Raw genomic sequence first — 20883 nt, forward strand, 5'->3', positions numbered from 1 at the left:
ACGGTGGTCGCTCAGACTGTCTGACTAACTACTGATGTATCATACTAGGCTACAGTAACCTCTTGGCTAACTTACTCTCCGGGGTCAAGCCAGAAGGTCTGGTTACATTTCACCCTAGCTTTACAATCAGCACCCTTATTTAAACTTTTAAGTAAAGATTCTGTAAACTACTCCGTATTTTCACGGATATATGACAAAATCTAAGAAATTAAGCCCATCAGTCAGTTGAGACTGGGACTTGAGTTATTGTTCAGGCAGCTTGCCATCAGCTTTTTAGGTTCCTAGCAACTCACCCATGATTAACCCCACAGCCACCGATATTAACTCAAAGTCTTTCCCCTTGGAATGGCTATTCTCGGCGTTCAGAGTATCCGAAACGCTTAAAACTGGTCAACAGGTAGTAATAATTGACTCCGGGGTTAAAGATTATCGGGAGTTGATTAGTGGCCTTCGCGCGGTGGCAGATGTCATAATTTTGTCCCCCAACAGAGATGGTGTCCTACAGATAGCGGAGACTTTACACCAATATAATACGATCGCACAAATTCATATAATCTGCCATGGCTCACCAGGTTGTCTGAAATTGGGGAATGTGGAACTAACCTCAGAAACCCTCCCCCACTACAGCCAACACCTAGGAACCTTAAACGATAAACTGCACGATAGCTCTATTATCCTCTATGGTTGCCAAGTCGCCGCCGGACCTAAGGGGGAAACCTTCCTTAAACAACTGCATCAACTTACAAGAGCCAATATTACCGCCTCAACTACCCCCACAGGTAATCACCAATTGGGGGGAGACTGGGATTTTCAGATCAACATAGGAAACCCTATCGATACCAATTCCATATTTTCCCCAGTCACAATGGCAACCTACAGCCACACCTTAGCCTTTGAGTCGGACGACTTCAACACCAACAGCCTCAACGCCTGGTGGAATTTTATCACTCCCAACAATAACAGTTCCTACCTACTCACCGGAACAGGTACACCAGATGCTTATGTAGAACTATCAGTCCCCGGTGCTACTGATATGTGGAATGCCAACCGTAGCGCCACCAGACTCATGCAGCCGGCTCAAAATGAAGATTTTGAGTTAGAAATCAAATTTGCCGCCGACCCCGCCTTAAATAAGCAAATGCAGGGGATTTTGGTAGAGCAAGATAATAATAACTGGCTCAGGTTTGATGTCTTTAAAATTAATTCAGATTTAGCCTTATTTGCGGGTTCAACCCGTAACGGTGGTTCCCGGTCGATGATTCGTATGGGGGTACAACCCGGACAAGCGCGACACCTGAAGGTTAACCGCACTGGGGATGTCTGGACTCTCAACTATTCCGCTGATGGTGTGAGTTGGACTACGGCTGGGAGTTTTACGCAAGCCTTACAAGTCCAACAGGTGGGGTTATTTGCGGCTAATGCTGACAGTTCATCATCTCCTCAGTTTACCTCCCAGGTCGATTACTTTTTTAATACAGCCTCTCCTATTATTCCAGAAGATGGTCAGGTTGTTACTCCAGAACCAATTGAAAATCAGCCACCGATAGCCAATGATGATAACGCTACCGTCCGCACCGGAAACACTGTTACCATTAACGTCCTCAATAATGATAGCGACCCGGATGGTGTTTTAATCCCGGATACCGTCGCGGTAGTTGACTCTCCAGATTACGGTACTATCACGGTTAACCCTAACGGAACTATAACCTATAGCCATGACGGTTCATCTACCGGTACGGATAGCTTTACTTATACCGTAGAGGATGATGATGGCGCTACCTCTAACGAAGCCACCGTTTTCCTGACTATCGAGGAAAATCAGCCACCCATAGCCAATGATGATAACGCGACGGTCAGAACCGGAAACACTGTTACCATTAACGTCCTCAATAATGATAGCGACCCGGATGGTGTTTTAATCCCGGATACCGTCGCGGTAGTTGATTTACCAGATTACGGTACTATCACGGTTAACCCTAACGGAACTATCACCTATAGCCATGACGGTTCATCTACCAATAGCGATCGCTTTACTTATACGGTAGAGGATGATGATGGCGCTACCTCTAACGAAGCCACCGTTTTCCTGACTATCGAGGAAAATCAGCCACCCATAGCCAATGATGATAACGCTACCGTCCGCACCGGAAACACTGTTACCATTAACGTCCTTAGTAATGATAGCGACCCGGATGGTGTTTTAGTCCCGGATACGGTGACGGTGGTTGATTTACCAGATTACGGTAATATCACCGTTAACCCTAACGGAACTATCACCTATAGCCATGACGGTTCATCTACCGGTACGGATAGCTTTACTTATACCGTAGAGGATGATGATGGCGCTATCTCCAACCCAGCGAATGTTAGCATCACCATTCAAGAACCATCAGCAGACCCAAATCCCACCGTTCTTGATATCTGGTATGGTTCAGAACAGAGTTTTGGTCATATTGGTAAGCCTCTAGTTTGGGTCAATATCCTTGGTTACGCTTTCGACCCAGACGGTATATCTTCTCTAAGCTACTCACTCAATGGAGGACCAGAAATTCCTCTTCGTCTTAATGTTCATGGTCAACCCAGGAATCCTCGTTTATCAAGAAATGGCGACTTTAACGTTGAAATTGCTTACACAGATCTCAACCCCGCATCTGATCAGGATGATATAGTTGTTATTACAGCAGTTGATACACTGGGTCATATTGCTACCGAATCTGTCACTATTAAACATGAATTAGGAAATGCTTGGCCGAAAACTTATTCCATTGACTGGAGTGAAGTTGATCAAATTAACGATGTAGCACAAGTAGTAGATGGTCTGTGGACTTTAACAGATGATGGAGTCCGCACGGCTGAAACAGGTTATGACCGCTTAATTGCTATTGGTGACATTGGATGGGATGACTACGAAGCCACTGTTCCCATTACGATTCATGAAACTAATACTAATGGGATAATCGGTCTGTTAATGCGATGGAAAGGACATCAACCTGATGGTGGGACTCAGCCTTATGTTCAGTGGCGCACCCATGGGGAAATTGGTTTTTATCACATGAGCAGTGGCTTGTCTTTAGAAGGAACAACGTTCTTTAATAGTGGCAGAAATATCACGCTGGAAGCGGGGAATACCTACAATTTCAAGATGCGATCGCAAACTGTGGATGATGGTAGTATTTATAGCTTTAAAGTTTGGGAGGAAAGCGAACCGGAACCCACAGAATGGGATCGTAAATCCTTTAAATCATCATCAGACATCAGAGCCTTGTCTCATGGTTCGTTGCTGCTAGTTGCTCACTATTATGATGCCACTTTTGGTGATGTTACAGTTGTTCCCTATGGAGAAGAGCGACCTAACCTTGCACCGATCGCCAATAATGATCACACTAGAGTTAGCCAAGGAAATAGTGTTAATATTAGAGTTCTCAGTAATGATGAAGATATTGACGGTAGCTTGATGCCGAATACTGTAACTATCGTTACTGAACCAAATCACGGCACTGTTAGTATTCAAAATGGGGTAGTTACTTACAATCATAATGGTTCCTATACCAGTGGCGATCGCTTTACTTATACCGTCGAAGATAATCATGGCGCTACCTCCAATGAAGCCACTGTATTTCTGGGTATTTCGGAATTAGATTTAGCCTTCAACTCCGATGATTTTAATAGCAGCACCCTCAAGCCAGAATGGAATTTTATTAAACCCCTAGCCAATTCCTCCTATGCTTTAACTGGAACCGGAACAAGTGATGCTTATTTAGAACTTTCTGTTCCCGCTCAAACTGATCTATGGAATCAAAATCGGACCACGGCGCGACTCATGCAACCCGCCGCCAACGAAGATTTTGAATTAGAAATTAAATTCGCTTCCGACCCCACTGTATCCAAGCAAATGCAGGGAATTTTGGTAGAGCAAGATGAGCGGAACTGGTTAAGGTTTAATGTATCTCAAACCGGGTCAGGTTTATCAGTATTCGCTGCTTCTACGACTAATGGTAGTTCCCGTGTGATGGTTTCTGGTTCCGTGGCTGCTGGACAAGCTCGATATTTGAATGTAAATCGACAAGGAAACTTATGGACTCTCAAATCTTCTGGAGATGGTATCAATTGGAACACAGTTGGCAGTTTTATCCGTGATTTACAAGTCCAAGAAGTGGGGTTGTTTGCGGGTCATGCTGGAAATTCACCAGCAATGTTTACCACCCAGGTCGATTACTTTTTCAATATGGCGGCTCCCATTGTCCCGGAAGATGTCTCCCTAGGAAATCAGCCACCCATAGCCAATGATGATAATGCCAGAGTAGAACCCAGCCAGTCCGTTATCATTGATGTATTGAGCAATGATAGAGATAATGACGGTACTTTGATGGTAGAGACTCTAACAGTGGTTAATCAACCTAGCCACGGTACTGTCACCATCAATGAAAATGGAACTATTACCTACACCCACGACGGTTCATCTACCAGTATAGATAGCTTTACTTATACCGTAGAGGATGATGATGGCGCTATCTCTAACCCAGCCACCGTCTTCCTGACTATCCAAGAAAATCAACCCCCCACCGCTAACGATGATAACGCTACCGTCCGCACTGGAAACACCGTTACCATTGATGTCCTCAATAACGATAGCGACCCGGATGGTGTTTTAATCCCAGATACCGTCACCGTAGTTGACTCTCCAGACTACGGTAATATCACCGTTAACCCTAACGGAACTATCACCTATAGCCATGACGGTTCATCTACCGGTACAGATAGCTTTACTTATACCGTAGAGGATGATGATGGCGCTATCTCCAACTCAGCCACCGTCTTCCTGACTATCGAGGAAAATCAACCCCCCACCGCTAACGATGATAACGCCACCGTCCTCATAGGTAACACTGTTACCATTAACGTCCTCAATAACGATAGCGACCCCGATGGTGTTTTAATCCCAGATACCGTCACCGTAGTTGATTTACCAGATTACGGTAATATCACCGTTAACCCTAACGGAACTATCACCTATAGCCATGACGGTTCATCTACCAGTATGGATAGCTTCACCTATACCGTAGAGGATGATGATGGCGCTATCTCTAACCCAGCCACCGTCTCCCTGGCTATCCAAGAAAATCAACCCCCCACCGCTAACGATGATAACGCCACCGTCCTCATAGGTAACACCGTTACCATTAACGTCCTCAATAACGATAGCGACCCCGATGGTGTTTTAGTCCCAGATACCGTCACCGTAGTTGACTCTCCCAACTACGGTAATATCACCGTTAACCCTAACGGAACCATCACCTATAGCCATGACGGTTCATCTACCAATACGGATAGCTTTACTTATACCGTAGAGGATAATGATGGCGCTATCTCTAACCCAGCCACCGTCTTCCTAACCGTTTCCGAGTTAGACTTAGCCTTTGAGTCCGACGACTTCAACAGCAATAGCCTAGACCCCCGCTGGAATTTTATCAGTCCCAACAATAACAGTTCCTACCTACTCACCGGAACAGGTACACCAGATGCTTATGTAGAACTATCAGTTCCTGGTGCTACTGATATGTGGAATCGCAACCGTAGCGCCGCCAGACTCATGCAGCCGGCCGCCAATGAAGATTTTGAGTTAGAAATCAAATTTGCCGCCGACCCCGCCTTAGATAAGCAAATACAGGGGATTTTGGTAGAGCAAGATGATAATAACTGGGTCAGGTTTGATGTCTTTAAGACTAATTCAGGTTTAGCCTTATTTGCAGCTTCAACCCGTAACGGTGGTTCCCGGTCAATGATTCGTATGGGGGTAGAACCCGGACAAGCGCGACACCTGAAAGTTAACCGCACTGGGGATGTCTGGACTCTCAACTATTCCCCAGATGGTTCAACTTGGACGACCGCCGGGAGTTTTACCCAAGCCTTACAAGTGCAACAGGTAGGGTTATTTGCGGGAAATGCCGGAAGTTCATCATCTCCTACGTTTACCAGCCAGGTCGATTACTTCTTCAATACGGCCGCTCCTATTATTCCAGAAGATGGTCAGGTTGTGATTCCCGAAGATGAACCGCCTGTTATTCCAGAAGATGAACAACTGGAAAATCAACCCCCCACCGCTAACGATGATAACGCCACCGTCAAAACCGGAAACACCGTTACCATTGATGTCCTCAATAACGATAGCGACCCCGATGGTGTTTTAATCCCAGATACCGTCACCGTAGTTGATTTACCAGATTACGGTAATATCACCGTTAACCCTAACGGAACCATCACCTATAGCCATGACGGTTCATCTACCAATAGCGATCGCTTTACTTATACCGTAGAGGATAATGATGGCGCTATCTCCAACTCAGCTACCGTCTTCCTGACTATCGAGGAAAATCAACCCCCCACCGCTAACGATGATAACGCTACCGTCCTCATAGGTAACACCGTTACCATTAACGTCCTCAATAACGATAGCGACCCCGATGGTGTTTTAGTCCCAGATACCGTCACCGTAGTTGACTCTCCCAACTACGGTAATATCACCGTTAACCCTAACGGAACCATCACCTATAGCCATGACGGTTCATCTACCAGTACGGATAGCTTTACTTATACCGTAGAGGATAATGATGGCGCTATCTCTAACCCAGCTACCGTCTCCCTAACCGTTTCCGAGTTAGACTTAGCCTTTGAGTCCGACGACTTCAACAGCAATAGCCTAGACCCCCGCTGGAATTTTATCAGTCCCAACAATAACAGTTCCTACCTACTCACCGGAACAGGTACACCAGATGCTTATGTAGAACTATCAGTCCCTGGTGGTACTGATATGTGGAATAGCAACCGTAGCGCCGCCAGACTCATGCAGCCGGCTCAAAATGAAGATTTTGAGTTAGAAATCAAATTTGCCGCCGACCCCGCCTTAGATAAGCAAATACAGGGGATTTTGGTAGAGCAAGATGATAATAACTGGGTCAGGTTTGATGTCTTTAAGACTAATTCAGGTTTAGCCTTATTTGCAGCTTCAACCCGTAACGGTGGTTCCCGGTCAATGATTCGTATGGGGGTAGAACCCGGACAAGCGCGACACCTGAAAGTTAACCGCACTGGGGATGTCTGGACTCTCAACTATTCCCCAGATGGTTCAACTTGGACGACCGCCGGGAGTTTTACCCAAGCCTTACAAGTGCAACAGGTGGGGTTATTTGCGGGAAATGCCGGAAGTTCATCATCTCCTACCTTTACCAGCCAGGTCGATTACTTCTTCAATACAGCCGCTCCTATTATCCCAGAAGATACCCCAGACCTGTCACCCCCAACGGCGGCTTTACTGGCTCCTGATTTGACTCCTATCTTGGGTAGTGATACCGGATATGCTTTCACGGTTAGCTACTCTGATGACTGGGAAATTCAAGAATCTACTTTAGATGATGCCGATATCCGGGTTATAGGACCATTAGGGGTTCAGCAACTGGCTAGTTTGGTGCGTGTCTACGGTGAGGAAAATGGAAACACCCGGAATGCTACCTATCAAATTACACCTTCTGGCGGCGTTTGGGATGTCTCCGACGGCGGAACTTATACCGTCATCATGGAACCCAATGCTGTTAGTGATATGGCAGGTAATTTTATCCCAACTGCCACTTTGGGTAGTTTTACCGTTGATTTTAGCGCTAATACACCGACTCAAAATATTGTTTTCCCGGCTGATGCAGGTGTGGTTGATGTTAGGGATTATGGAGCGATTCCTAATGATGGTATAGATGATACTGCTGCTATTCAGCAAGCTATTAATGAGAATGCTGGTCAAAATCGGATGATTTACTTCCCTAATGGGGTTTATGATGTTAGTGGAAGGATTGCATACCCTGGCAGTGAAAAGCGCAATATTCTTCAGGGGGAAAGCCGTGATGGCACTATTATTAGACTTCAAGATAATTTGGGTTTTGATACTGCGGTTATTGATACCGGAAATCCACCCGCTCAAAGGTTCCGCAATAGTATCAGGGATTTGACTGTTGATGTGGGTCAGGGAAACCCAGATGCGATCGCTATTAATTTTATAGCAAACAACCAGGGAACTCTCAATAATGTTCGCATAGTTTCCCGTGATGGACAAGGTGCGATCGGTCTTGATCTCGCTACCGATGAAAATGGACCTCTACTGGTTAAGGATGTCGAAGTCGTCGGATTTGATGTCGGTATTCGGACTTGGAATCCTACCGCTACTCAAACACTCGAAGGCGTTAAACTTGTTAATCAAAATGTTTATGGTTGGCAGAATTTTAATCAAACTCTGTTTGTGCGAGACTTAGAAAGCACTAATGCCGTTCCCGTCATTTGGAATATGCCTGATGGTTCCAGTGATTTTACGATTATGGATGCTAACTTAACTGGGGTCGGTGCAGCCGCCACTCAACCTGCTATTCATAATCAAAAAGGGATGTATGTTAATAATCTCAATACCTCTGGTTATGAACTGGCTATTCTACAGGATGATAATGGACGAGGTAACTTGTCTCAACCTGATGGTTATGTGGCTGAGTGGATGGCGCGTGGTGGCTTTAATACCCTATTTGATGCTCCCACTCAGGCTTTTGAACTGGAAGTTTTGCCAACTCCCGTAGTCCCTTGGGATGATTTGTCTGATTGGGTCAGTCCTTTGGCTTTTGGTGGTTTGCCTAATGATGGCATTGATGATACCCTGGCAATTCAGGCGGCGATCGATTCTGGTGCTAGTACCGTTTACCTACCTAATGGGGTATGGAATATTGGTGGTAATCTTCAGTTAAGAAATAATCTACAGCGCTTTATTGGCACAGAAGCTACTATTCTAGGTAGTGGCACAATTACTGTCGCTGATGGCACTACCGATGTCGTCTCTGTGGAGCGTTTGGAAGCTCCAAATATTACCTTTGTTCAAGACAGCGATCGGACTATGGTTATGTCCAATATGATTATTAATCAGTATTTTAACACCAGTCAAGGAACTGGGGATTTATATATTGAAGATATCAGTGGCGGTCCTTGGTCTTTCACTAATCAAAATGTTTGGGCTCGTCAAATTAATCCCGAGACTATTCACACTCCCCGAATTAAGAATGATGGCGGTAATTTGTGGATTCTTGGCTACAAAACTGAGGATGAGGGGACATTAGTTGAGACTGTTAATGGTGGAAAAACTGAAGTTTTGGGCGCTTATATACTCCATGGAGAATTTGGAGATATCCCCGTTTTTATTAATAATGAATCCTCTCTAAGCTATGTCGCAGCCAGTTTCCGATCTTTCAAGGGTGAGCCTTTACCCGCTGTCGGAGTAGAGGAAATTCAGAACCTGGAAACCAGACGAACTGTGGGACTTCCTGGCTACTATAGTTCTACCTCTTTAAATCGGGTTCCCGTTAATACCATAGTTGGTACTCAAGGCGATGATTGGCTGAATGGAACAGACCCCAATTCCTCTAATCCTGGACGCGGACAAATAGATATATTGACAGGAAATGGCGGTTTTGATACATTTGTCTTAGGTGACAGTAATTCTGTGTACTATGATGATGGCATTGATGACCAACCCGGTTGGCAAGATTATGCTCTGATTACTGATTTTGATAATGATGTGATTCAGCTTCACGGTAGCTCAGAAGATTATCGCCTCGCAGATAGTCCCCAAGGCTTACCTAATGGGTTGGCTATCTTCTATAAAGGCGATGTTACTGATGAACTTATTGGTATTGTGCAAGGAATGAACAATATCAGTTTAAATAGTTCCTCTTTTGTTTATGTGTAATCCTGAAAAGGAGGATTGATGGTTGATTGACGGTTGAGTTGAGATCTGCTTATTCAACTTTTATTCACATGAGAGGCTACAGGTAAAATATGGTACAAACTTATCCTCCTCATCCCCGCGTTAGCATTGGTATGCCTGTCTACAATGGGGAAAATTTTATACAGGAAACTTTAGATTGTCTATTGTCTCAGACTTTTGATGATTTTGAACTGATTATTTGTGATAATGCTTCCACGGACAGGACTGAGGAAATTTGCCGAGATTATGCGGCTAGGGATAAACGTATCCGTTACTATCGCCATCCAGAAAATTTGGGTGCCGCTAAAAATTATAATCGAACTTTTGAATTGTCTACCGCTGAATATTTTAAGTGGGCAGCACACGATGATTTATATGCTCCCGAGTTTTTAGAACGCTGTGTAGAAGCCTTGGATAGTCACCCGTCTGCTGTTTTGTGTTACCCTCAAGAATACTGGATTGATGAACAAGGAAATCCGCTCAAATCTCATGCTGATATTTTAAATCTATCTTCTCCCAAAGTTATAGAAAGATTTAAAAAGTATCATGATATTTGGTATGAGCGCGGATATATGTCAGCTATGGTATTTGGCTTGATTCGTTCTGATGTGCTGAAAAAAACCAAGTTGATTGAGGATTATATTTGGGCGGATTTACCTTTGGCGGCTGAGTTGGCACTGCGGGGAGAATTTTATGAAATTCCTGAATATCTATTCTTTTACAGGTATCATTCCCAAACTTCACGAGCCATCCGCAAAGATGCTGGTAATTTGGCTCTTTTGAATTGGTATAACTCTCAGACAACTAGAAAGTTTTCACTCACCAATTGGACGCTTTTATTTCAATATATCAAAGTGATTAATCGGGTTCCTATCACATTTTCCGAAAAGCTATATTGCTATGGTCAAATGGGTAGGTGGGTCTCGTGGAAGTGGAAAAGGCTGGGTTGGGAGTTGATGCAAGCTGCTGTCCAAGCGCCTAGTGTATTTTTCCCAAAAACCCAAAATACTTAATTTATTTGAGCAAGCCATCAAAGACTTTACACCTTTAATGACCATAACCTATTAATTACATTTCCGGTTCCATAAACTCCAAAAATAAGTCCACGGTCTCCGGTTTAACCCATCCCTTACTAATTGCCATTTCTCCAAACCTCAGTCCGGTTTTATGTTGCTTTTCTAAAATTATCTGAATTTGATGTTCATTTAATAAAGCCGCTGATTTTAAATAGTACCCTAAAGGATGCTGTTCTCTGTGAATAGCTAATTCAGGTAACTGCTCTGTGAAAAACTCTATGGTTTCCGGTTTCAGTAAACCTTGGGAAGTTAAAATGTCTCCAAAACGCAGGTTTTTTCCGGCTCGCTGAGTTTGTAAAACCATCTGTACTTGATCTGGAGAAAGTAAACCCGCCCTTTGTAAGACACGCCCCACAGGTCGATAGACTAAACCCCTGGGCGCTTCAATTAATACATTACTAGGAATTTCCGAGTATTGTTTTTTAACCCGGTCTAACCAATGATACTCAGTTAATAGTTGTTTAGTTGCTAATAAAATAAACGGCGGAATAGTCTTAGCATAGCGACCAAACAAACGATTAGGTTCTTGAACTAATCGGTAAAACCATTCTAAGCCGGACTCTCGCACCCACTCTGGGGCGCGATTATGAAAACCTGCATAAACGGGAAACACCGCCCCAATTCCAATCATCACAGCCCGAATTTTGCCTCGATGCTGATGAATAAATTTTTCTTGTTTAGGACATCCCAGAGAAACAAATATTAACCCCGCCCCACTATTGTTAATTTCTTTAATTAATGCGTCATCTTCGGCTTGAGTCAGGGGGCGAAATGGCAAAGATTTAAACCCCGCGACCTTTAAATGGGGAAATTCATTGAGGACTTTGGTTTGCATTTTTTCCAGAACCTCTGGTTTAGAACCTAAGAAAAAAACGCTGACATTATATAAGGGTGCTAAGTTACACAAACTCAGGAGCATATCCATTCCTGCCACTCGGTCTTGAGGAATACCTACTTGCCGAATCATCCAGACTAGAGGCATTCCGTCAGGAGTTACCATATCAGCATTTTCTAATATCCGAGCAAATACAGGATTCCAATAGGCTTCCATGAGCATATGAACATTTGCCACACAAACGACCCGGCTTTGTCGCCGAGAACCCCACTCCAAAATAGTTTCAATTTGGTCTCTGAACTGGAGAGCGGTAATATAAGATCCTACAACTTTCACTTGGCGAATAGGTAAGCTCATAGTTTTTATATAACTTTAATATAAATAAGTTGTTCAACAAAAAATAGAGCAATATGTTTACTACAAGTATACTCGACTCTATAGCAGTTTGGCAAGTCAAGTTTGATTAACTTACATTGTGATTTGTATCTTGGGGAAACGTTACTAGGCAAATCACCAGGACAATGATATGTTAGTAGGTAAATATTAGCACCTATAACTATGTTAGAAACACCTATCTGTCCGGTATGCGGTTCGGAACATCGCCAGGTATTTTGGGAAATGTTGGATATTCCGGTTTTTTGTAATATCCTATGGTCGGATCGTGATGGGGCTATTAATTGTAATCGTGGGGACTTGAAACTGGCTTTCTGTGAAGATTGCGGTTTTATTGATAATATAGCTTTTGACCCACAACGTTTAGAATATACGCAAGTCTATGAAAATGCTCTGGATTTTTCCCCTCGGTTTCAGCAGTATGCTCAGAATTTAGCTGAAAGGTTAATCAATACCTACAATTTACAGGAAAAGACTATTATTGAGATCGGATGCGGTAAAGGGGAATTTCTGACGCTGTTGTGTGAATTGGGGAACAATCGCGGCATCGGTTTTGACCCTACTTATGTGCCTTTACCTGACCATGAAAAATTGGGCGATCGCCTCCAGTTTATTCGGGATTTATATTCGGAAAAATATGCTGATTACCAAGGAGATTTTATCTGCTGTCGCCACACATTAGAACACATACCCACCCCCACAAACCTGCTAAAATCCCTAGCACAAATAGTGGAAAATAAACCAGAAACCGGGATTTTCTTTGAGGTTCCTAATGCCTTAGATATTTTTGATAATCTGGCAGTTTGGGATATTATTTATGAACATTGCTGTTATTTTGCGCCCGTCAGTTTAGCCTATGCTTTCTCATCCTGTAGTTTTGAGGTTAAACAAATAACCGAAGAATTCCGAGGGCAATTTTTATGTCTGGAAGCGCAGCCTAGTCTTGATACCCATGGTCAAAGTAAACCGGAAACCGAACAGGTTAATCAGTTAGCTAACAGCATTGCTGAATTTTCACAAAAGTTTGAGGATAAGTTATCAGAGTGGGAACAAAAACTAGGTGATCTGGTTAACCAAGGCCAGCGGGTGGTCATTTGGGGCAGTGGTTCCAAAGGTGTGACATTCTTAAACTTTATGAAAGCAGCCAAGACAGCAATTGAATATGTTGTTGATATTAACCCTCGCAAACAGGGAATGTATGTAGCGGGAACTGGTCAAAAAATTGTCCCCCCTGCATTTTTAGTAGACTATAAACCAGATGTGGTGATTATCATGAACCCTATTTATGAACAGGAAATCACCCAGATGCTAGAGGCTCTGGGTTTAACATCCTGTCAAGTGCGCTGTGATGTTTGAGGTTAAATCATTCTAATCTTGGAAGGGTCATTAATCCCCAAGTTTCCGGGTCCCAAATTCATGCTGATATCTAACCAGGGGGAACGGGTAATAGTAGCGCTAGTGGAGATATAATCAACACCAATTTCGGCAACTTGGCGAATAGTTTGTAGGGTAATATTTCCTGATGCCTCAATTTTAATGCGGCTATTATACTGGCGAATCATCTCGATCGCCTCTTGCATCATAGCTACGGACATATTATCTAACATGATAATATCCGCCCCCGCATTTACCGCCGTTTTCACCTGTTCAATAGTTTCGGTTTCCACCTCAATGGTCAGAGGATAAGGCATAGTTTCGCGAATTAGGGCGATCGCTTTTTCAATACCCCCAGCCGCCAAAATATGATTATCTTTAATCAAAACCGCATCATCAAGTCCCATGCGATGATTTTTCGCCCCCCCGACTTGGACGGCATATTTTTCTAACAGTCGCAGTCCTGGGGTAGTTTTGCGGGTATCCACCAGTTGAGTCGGTAAATCAGCGATCGCATCCACATATTCACGGGTGGAAGTGGCTACCCCACTCAGTCGCATCGCCAAATTTAGGGCTACCCTTTCCCCCATCAACAAAGCATCTAGGGGTCCTTCTAATTGTAGGATTACTTGTCCACGATCGCACCGATCGCCATCTTTCACCGTTGGTGTCACCTCAAGGCGATCGCTTAACAGTTGAAAAACCCGCGCCGCCACTGCTAACCCCGCCATAATTCCTGGCGCTTTCGCGGACCAATGCGCTGTTCCCCATAAACTTTCCCCCCTCAACAAACCATCAGTAGTGCGATCGCCCCTACCAATATCTTCAGTTAACCACTGTTTTAGCTGAGGGTCTAGGACGATCCAGGGCGGTAAGATTGCTGATTTGGGTTTAATCATGCTATTGTTCCTTAAAAACTAAAGCCCCCCTCCGTTTATCACTGGAAGGAAGCTATAGTTTATATTAATCCTGGCATCTTGCTATTTTCCCAGGCAGCTACCCGCCAAGTATCTTCGCCGTTTCAGCGTTTCACATCCGAGTTCGGGATGGATCGGTGTGGTTCCACTGAGCCATAGACACCAGGAAAGACTTAAAATCTTTCGAGGTTGCTGGAAAGTCGCTCTCGCTTGTTTCCCTCGCACAATTAATAATAGTAGTAGGTTATCGGATATATGTCAACCCCTTTCACCAAATTTTTGGCAAATTTGTTGCCAAACCTCTCTGTGTGGGATTTTCCAGGTATCTGGGAATAGTTTATATTTAGGCAATGTTGCTGAAACTAGGCCCCTGGGAGGGTAAATTATAAAAATTAGCTAGGCTCCCCGGCCACGGCAATTTTTTGGTAAAATGTTGAACTGCTACGCTCAGATTGAAACTATGTTGCCCAAATGGTTAATACTACACTGGCGTTTATTATTGGTGTTATCAGTTATTGGCGGACTGCTTACGCCATTTGTGCTGAACTTATATATTAACTTGATCACCCAAACTCGCCGCTACACTGAGATCGCCGATGTTCCTGACAAACCGGTGGCGATCGTGTTTGGGGCGGGACTTTGGGCGGATGGAACCCCTACACCGATGTTAGCCGATCGCATTCAGGGGGCGATCGACCTGTACAAACTGGGACGGGTTGAAAAGATTTTAATGACCGGAGACAATGGCACTCCCGAATATAATGAGGTAGTGGCCATGCAGCTATATGCGATCGACCAAGGAGTTCCCGCAAACGACATTCGCCTGGACTATGCGGGATTTAGTACCTACGAAAGCTGTTATCGCGCCAGGGAAATTTTTGGCATCGAGACGGCGGTACTAATCACCCAACAATATCACCTACCCCGTGCGGTGTATATATGCAATCGTTTAGGGATTGATGCGATCGGTTTTGGGACACCGGACTGGGGCAAATTTCGGGATGATTCCATGCGATTCTATACCCGGCGAGAACTTCTAGCCGTTGTCAAAGCTGTTGTCCAAGTCCATATTCTTCGCCCTAAACCCACCTTCCTAGGACCCTTTGAGGGAATGTATTAATGACGAAGTCAGCACCCCCGGCTGAAGCACGGGGGCTTCGTGCCCCCCGCTTTCAGGTAGCTGACCAGCTTAAGCCTTAACTGGCTACGTTCAGAGCAAGAGTTAAAGTTCCTACCCTGGAATGCGTGCTAGTTCCAGGCCCTAGAACCAAATCGTTAAACAGTTCTAAGGGGTTAAGACAGTGCGATTTGGAAAGTACCGACTCTGAACCTTGGCGAAGCAAACGTTACGAGCAATCAGAACAGACGCAACAATGTCTAACCATATTTTCGTTTTAGATACCAACCGCAAGCCCCTGACACCGTGCAAGCCAGGGGTGGCACGATCACTGCTCAAAGCCGGGAAAGCATCGGTATTTCGACGCTACCCATTCACCATTATTCTAAACAAGGAGGTTGACGCTAATCCTGAACCCCTCGAACTCAAATTAGACCCAGGCTCTAAAGTCACTGGAATTGCCTTAAAGCAAGGGAATCATATTATCTTTGCTGCCGAGTTGCAGCACCGAGGACAGCAGATTAAAGAAGCATTGCTCTCTCGTCGTCAACTCCGACGTTCTCGACGAAACCGCAAGACCCGATATCGACCAGCTCGGTTCTTGAATCGGACTCGGAGCAAGGGTTGGTTAGCTCCCAGCTTGCAGCATCGAGTAGATACTCTAATGACCTGGGTTCACCGATTTCGTAGACTTGCCCCAGTTGGCCGCATTACCCAAGAGCTAGTACGGTTCGACCTGCAATTGATGGAAAACCCTGAGATATCAGGTGTTGAGTATCAGCAGGGAGAATTACAAGGCTATGAAGTCAGGGAATACCTGTTGGAAAAGTGGGGCAGAACCTGTGCTTACTGTGGGGCTCAAAATGTACCACTTGAAGTTGAGCATATCCAGCCTCGGTCTAAGGGTGGCTCTGACCGGGTTTCTAACCTGACGATGGCTTGCCACTCATGCAATCAAGCCAAAGGCAATGGGGACATTCGGGATTTTTTATCGGGCCAGCCTGATGTCCTGAGTCGTCTTCTCAGGCAGGCCAAATCACCCCTTAAAGATGCGGCTGCCGTTAACTCGACCCGATGGGCCTTGTTCAAGGCTCTCAAAGCAACAGGACTCCCAGTTACCACAGGAACGGGCGGACAAACGAAGTTCAATCGACTGAGGCTCAACCTACCTAAAGCTCACTGGCTTGATGCTGCCTGTGTTGGACCAGTCGAATCACTCGAAGTTCTGACTTCAAAACCGTTGCTGATTTTAGCAAAGGGGCATGGAACCCGTCAGATGTGCGGGACGAATAAGTACGGATTCCCGAATCGTCACCGCTCCAGGAGGCAAATTCATAAAGGCTTTCAGACTGGCGACATGGTGACGGCTACGGTCACAGCGGGGAAGAAAATTGGCTCATATCTAGGACGGGTTCTCTGCCGTGCGTCTGGTAGTTTTGATATTACCACCGCTTCGGTACGGGTGGCAGGCATCAGCCACAAATACTGCCAACCCATTCACAGGAAGGATGGTTACGCCTATGCTTGAAAGATTGACGGGGACTAAAGTCCCCCTGTCGCGTTTCCTCCCCGGTCTAAAGACACGGGGCTTCCACGCTCCCAAGAGGTTTACGTGAATCACCCATTAACCTTCCCCAATTGTCGAAAGTTGCGTTAGACTATCGCCAAAGTATAGCAGTCAGATCAGATCTGGCTGTTTTTTGCAGCCTTTACTACCTTTGATGATTGCTTTATTTTCTGCTGTTATCCCCGTTGGGTGCATTGTTCTGATTGGTTTTATTGCCGGGAAAACCCTGATCATAGATCGCCAAACCATCTCCCGTTTGCTGCTGTATGTTCTGTTTCCCATACTGATTATTGACACACTATATAGAACCACTCTGACCCCCCAAAATATGGCGGGAATGGGGATAGGGTTTATTTTGACTTATATATTATTGTGTTTGGTAGCTTGGGCGATCGCACGTTATTTAAACCTGTCTCGGTCAACGGAAAAAAGTTTAATTGCCACCACCTCCCTATCAAATGTTGGCAATATGGGGTTATCTGTCACCCTCTTAGCTTTAGGAGAAGCCGGACTAGAAAGGGCGATTGTTTATTTAATCGCCTGGAATTTAGTGGTTTTAATCACAGCGCCAGCTATCATCAAAGGGGGAGGTTGGCAATCGTCCTTAAAATTTACCCTCAAATTACCGCTATTTTGGTCAATTATCGCGGCTTTGGTACTTTACGCACTTCAGATAAAATTACCTTTTAATATTGATGATGGATTGAATTTGGTGGCGGAATCGGCTATTCCCCTCGGCTTGTTATTGTTGGGCTTAGAAATTGCCGAAAGTCAGTGGAAAATTAGCCTTTATGAAGTGGGAGCCAGTTTTCTCAGATTAATCGGTGGTGCGATTATTGCCTATAGTGTCGGTTCATTATTAAGACTGAGTGATTTAGATTTACAGGTGTTAATTTTACAGAGTGCTATGCCAACAGCTATCACGGCTTTTCTGATGGTTAATGAATTTGGCGGCGACCAAGTACGCACCGCTCGCGTGGTGGTAGTTTCTACTATATTATCATTCCTAACTCTGCCTTTGGTGTTATGGGGAATTAAGGCGATCGCCTAAAATCTGCTCCTCGATTTCATGGCAGAAATTCCCATAATCCCAATGGGTTATTCAGAGCTGAGTCACAGTTGATCTAAAATATAGACTGAAAGCGATCGCTAAAAATTACCATGTGGAATCAAATTTGCGAACACATAACCACTGCTACCTCCCAAACCTTTAAAGCCAACAACCCTACTTCTGTAGGTGGCGGCTGCATTAACCAGGGATATCGCCTTACTCATGGCGATCGCAGCTATTTTGTGAAACTCAATAGCGCCTCTCAAGTTGCCATGTTTGAAGCGGAAGCCTTGGGAGTTAAACAAATGTGGGAAACCCAAACTATTCGCGTCCCTAAACCCATTTGTTGGGGTACTGCTGGCAATTCTGCTTATATCGTCCTAGAATGGTTAGAGCTAGGGGGTCGTAGCAATTCTCAGGCTATGGAGAAAATGGGGCGACAATTGGCGCGACTACACCAGTGGACTCCCCCGCGAGACTATCCCGGATCTCAGCAATTTGGTTGGGATATCAACAACACTATCGGATCAACTCCCCAAATTAATACCTGGACGACTGACTGGGGAGAATTTTGGCGAGATCATCGCATTGGTTATCAACTGAAACTCGCTAGACGGCGGGGAGGATCGTTTGAAAATAGCGATCGCCTACTTGACAAAATACCAGAATTGTTGTCCGGTCATCACCCTAAACCTGCTTTAGTTCATGGGGATTTATGGGGGGGTAATGCCTCTGTTACCAATGATGGAGAACCAGTCATTTTTGACCCGGCTGCCTATTTTGGCGATCGAGAAGTTGATATCGCCATGACCGAAGTATTTGGCGGATTTTCCCCCGCATTTTATCAGGGTTATAATCAAGTTTACCCTTTAGACTCCGGTTATTCTCGCCGCAAAATTCTTTACAATCTCTACCATATTTTGAATCATTTTAACCTATTTGGTGGCGGTTATGGTTCCCAAGCCAATCAGATGATTCAGCAAATTTTACGTTAAAGAATTTAGTCGCTGATCTTGTCAATTTACCCAATGCGCCAAATGCCAGCAGCTATGGCAGCTAATCGCTTTTGCCGAGACTCAATTTTATGTTCATCCCAGGTATCATAATGTTCAGCGATCGCTTTAGTAATTTGAAAATCACTCTCCGCATAAACATCCCGCTTAGTCCCATAATCCTGATTCCCAACTTCACGGTTTTTAGTCGCTTCGAGGGGGGTCATATTACCGAGGCGGTAGATTAAGCGTTCCTGTTTACTTTCCTCGATATAAGCCCAGGCATCCGAGGGATTTTCCGGGAGAATATGCTCTAAATTATAGGTGGAACTCTCAAAATCAAACGCTTTCCCGGAGCGCTGTTTCTCAATTTCAAAGAGAATATAGCGGACAATTTTCTTATGGCGGGTGTCGGTAGTGCGGAGTTCTTTTTCAGTAAAAGCTCCCTTAAACTGATTATCATCTGGATACACAACACCCAGCGCCGCCAAAACTTCCTCAGCAGTCTTATAGTGACCATGGGAAACCTTCACAGCAATCTCATTATACAAACGTTCTTGTTCATAGGTCTGCAAGTTGCAAATAACATTATAGCGAAATGAAATCACAGCGATCGCTTTCAGGATGCGGGTAAAGGCATCTCTATCGTTGTCAAAAAATTGATGATAACAAGCTAAAAGTATTGCCAAAGGCTGACGCACACGAAACATTAACAGTTGCTTTAATGCTTGTTTTTCCTCGGGTTTCCAACTGGCATAATATGGGTCTCCAAGACTCGCATAAACTCCAGCATCATGCTCCAAACTGCGGACTAAGCCAAAGGCATCTTTACGGCTTTTCACCTGTCGTCGAATGGTTTTGAACAGATCATATTTACGGACAAGTCTATGGCGACTATTCCAAAAAATACGCAGAAATTCCGGGAAACTCTCACTACCCAATAAACCAACAATCCTCTCCCATTTATCTTCTAGGCTACGCATTTCTAGCTCATGAGTATCTGCGTTATTAATTAGTGAGAAGACATAGTTTTTGAGTAGATCAGTGGCGGAAAGACGCACCCCTCTGGCGTTGAGAGTTTCAAAAACCTTAAAAGCGTTCAATTCATCTGTAACGGTGATCACAGTAAAAAAGAGTTTGTCTACTAGGGAATCAATAAAAGCCGCAAAATTTTGTCCACTATCAGATTGATTTCCCAGTCGGACTCTGATTTTGTCTTTAAACCAAATAAAGGCTTGGCGTAGTTGATGTTCGGAGGCTTTTAGACCTCGTTGGGGGAGGGGTTCTAGGGGAACCAAGTAGGTTTGATAAAAACGATCATTATGGCGATTTAGTCTGAGTTTTGATTGGGGAATGAGGGTGACGGGATCGACATAACCAATGTAGCTATTTTGCAGTTGGTATTGGCGGCGACTGTTGTTGAGTGCATCCAAGTCCGCCTTAACTAAATCTTGTAAATAAGACAAACCAGCCAGGATCATAATACTGATGGTAGTCATTCGTTGTTGACCATCAATAATATCGAAGTGTTTGCTATCAGATGATTGTAGCACGAGGTAGCCCATATAATGAGCGGGTTCGCTATCTTCTTCAAATAAAGCAGTCAGATCTTGCCACAGGTCGTCCCATTCGTCATTTCCCCAGGAATAGTCACGCTGAAAGGGAGGTACATGATAGATTAAGCCATTACCCAGAAGTTGGCGGAAGGTGGTGTTGGTGGTGTGGAAATTTAGGGTTGCCATGATTAATTATCACCTCTGGCTGATGATTAAATTCG

Annotated in this window: 10 protein-coding genes and 1 rRNA gene; 7 read left to right on the top strand and 4 right to left on the bottom strand. The window is 44.5% G+C overall.

Going from position 1 to position 20883, the window contains the following annotated elements:
- Positions 1-295 precede the first annotated feature (295 nt).
- Together XZ46_RS03230 and XZ46_RS03235 are read left to right on the top strand one after the other, a co-directional pair.
- Entirely contained in the window at positions 296-9766 is a 9471-nt protein-coding gene (locus XZ46_RS03230; RefSeq protein WP_048894906.1) for a cadherin-like domain-containing protein, read from the top strand.
- Between the two features lie 89 nt (positions 9767-9855).
- Complete coding sequence (locus XZ46_RS03235; protein WP_008057053.1) at positions 9856-10797, top strand: glycosyltransferase family 2 protein; 942 nt, start codon at positions 9856-9858, stop codon at positions 10795-10797.
- A 55-nt stretch (positions 10798-10852) separates the two neighbouring features.
- Here XZ46_RS03235 and XZ46_RS03240 read toward each other — a convergent pair whose 3' ends face one another.
- Positions 10853-12052, bottom strand: coding sequence for a WecB/TagA/CpsF family glycosyltransferase (locus tag XZ46_RS03240; RefSeq protein ID WP_008057052.1), 1200 nt, complete (start codon positions 12050-12052; stop codon positions 10853-10855).
- A gap of 201 nt (positions 12053-12253) precedes the next feature.
- On the opposite strand from XZ46_RS03240, the gene XZ46_RS03245 reads away from it, so the two are divergent.
- Positions 12254-13444, top strand: a complete 1191-nt coding sequence (locus tag XZ46_RS03245; RefSeq protein ID WP_008057051.1) for a class I SAM-dependent methyltransferase — start codon at positions 12254-12256, stop codon at positions 13442-13444.
- A gap of 2 nt (positions 13445-13446) precedes the next feature.
- On the opposite strand, the gene nadC is transcribed toward XZ46_RS03245, so the two are convergent.
- Both nadC and rrf read right to left on the bottom strand, forming a co-directional pair.
- Positions 13447-14361, bottom strand: a complete 915-nt coding sequence (nadC, locus tag XZ46_RS03250) for a carboxylating nicotinate-nucleotide diphosphorylase (protein ID WP_006621589.1) — start codon at positions 14359-14361, stop codon at positions 13447-13449.
- 68 nt (positions 14362-14429) lie between these two features.
- Positions 14430-14546 (bottom strand): 5S ribosomal RNA (rrf, locus tag XZ46_RS03255).
- Between the two features lie 263 nt (positions 14547-14809).
- Here rrf and XZ46_RS03260 point away from each other — a divergent pair.
- From XZ46_RS03260 to XZ46_RS03275, 4 genes are all read left to right on the top strand, one after another.
- Complete coding sequence (locus XZ46_RS03260; protein ID WP_006667881.1) at positions 14810-15499, top strand: SanA/YdcF family protein; 690 nt, start codon at positions 14810-14812, stop codon at positions 15497-15499.
- 253 nt (positions 15500-15752) lie between these two features.
- Positions 15753-17024: an RNA-guided endonuclease IscB gene (gene iscB, locus XZ46_RS03265; RefSeq protein ID WP_008057050.1), complete on the top strand. Its 1272-nt coding sequence runs from the start codon at positions 15753-15755 to the stop codon at positions 17022-17024.
- 193 nt (positions 17025-17217) lie between these two features.
- Positions 17218-18114 carry an AEC family transporter gene (locus XZ46_RS03270; protein ID WP_008054651.1) on the top strand — a complete coding sequence of 299 codons (897 nt, stop codon included), beginning with the start codon at positions 17218-17220 and terminating at the stop codon, positions 18112-18114.
- 110 nt (positions 18115-18224) lie between these two features.
- Positions 18225-19109: a fructosamine kinase family protein gene (locus XZ46_RS03275; protein WP_006621585.1), complete on the top strand. Its 885-nt coding sequence runs from the start codon at positions 18225-18227 to the stop codon at positions 19107-19109.
- A 26-nt stretch (positions 19110-19135) separates the two neighbouring features.
- Here the strand turns inward: XZ46_RS03275 and XZ46_RS03280 are convergent, their stop codons facing one another.
- Positions 19136-20848 (bottom strand): DUF262 domain-containing protein, encoded by a 1713-nt coding sequence (locus tag XZ46_RS03280; RefSeq protein WP_006621584.1) that lies wholly within the window; start codon positions 20846-20848, stop codon positions 19136-19138.
- Positions 20849-20883: the final 35 nt, after the last annotated feature.

It is taken from the genome of Limnospira indica PCC 8005 (assembly GCF_000973065.1).
Classification (GTDB): domain Bacteria; phylum Cyanobacteriota; class Cyanobacteriia; order Cyanobacteriales; family Microcoleaceae; genus Limnospira; species Limnospira fusiformis.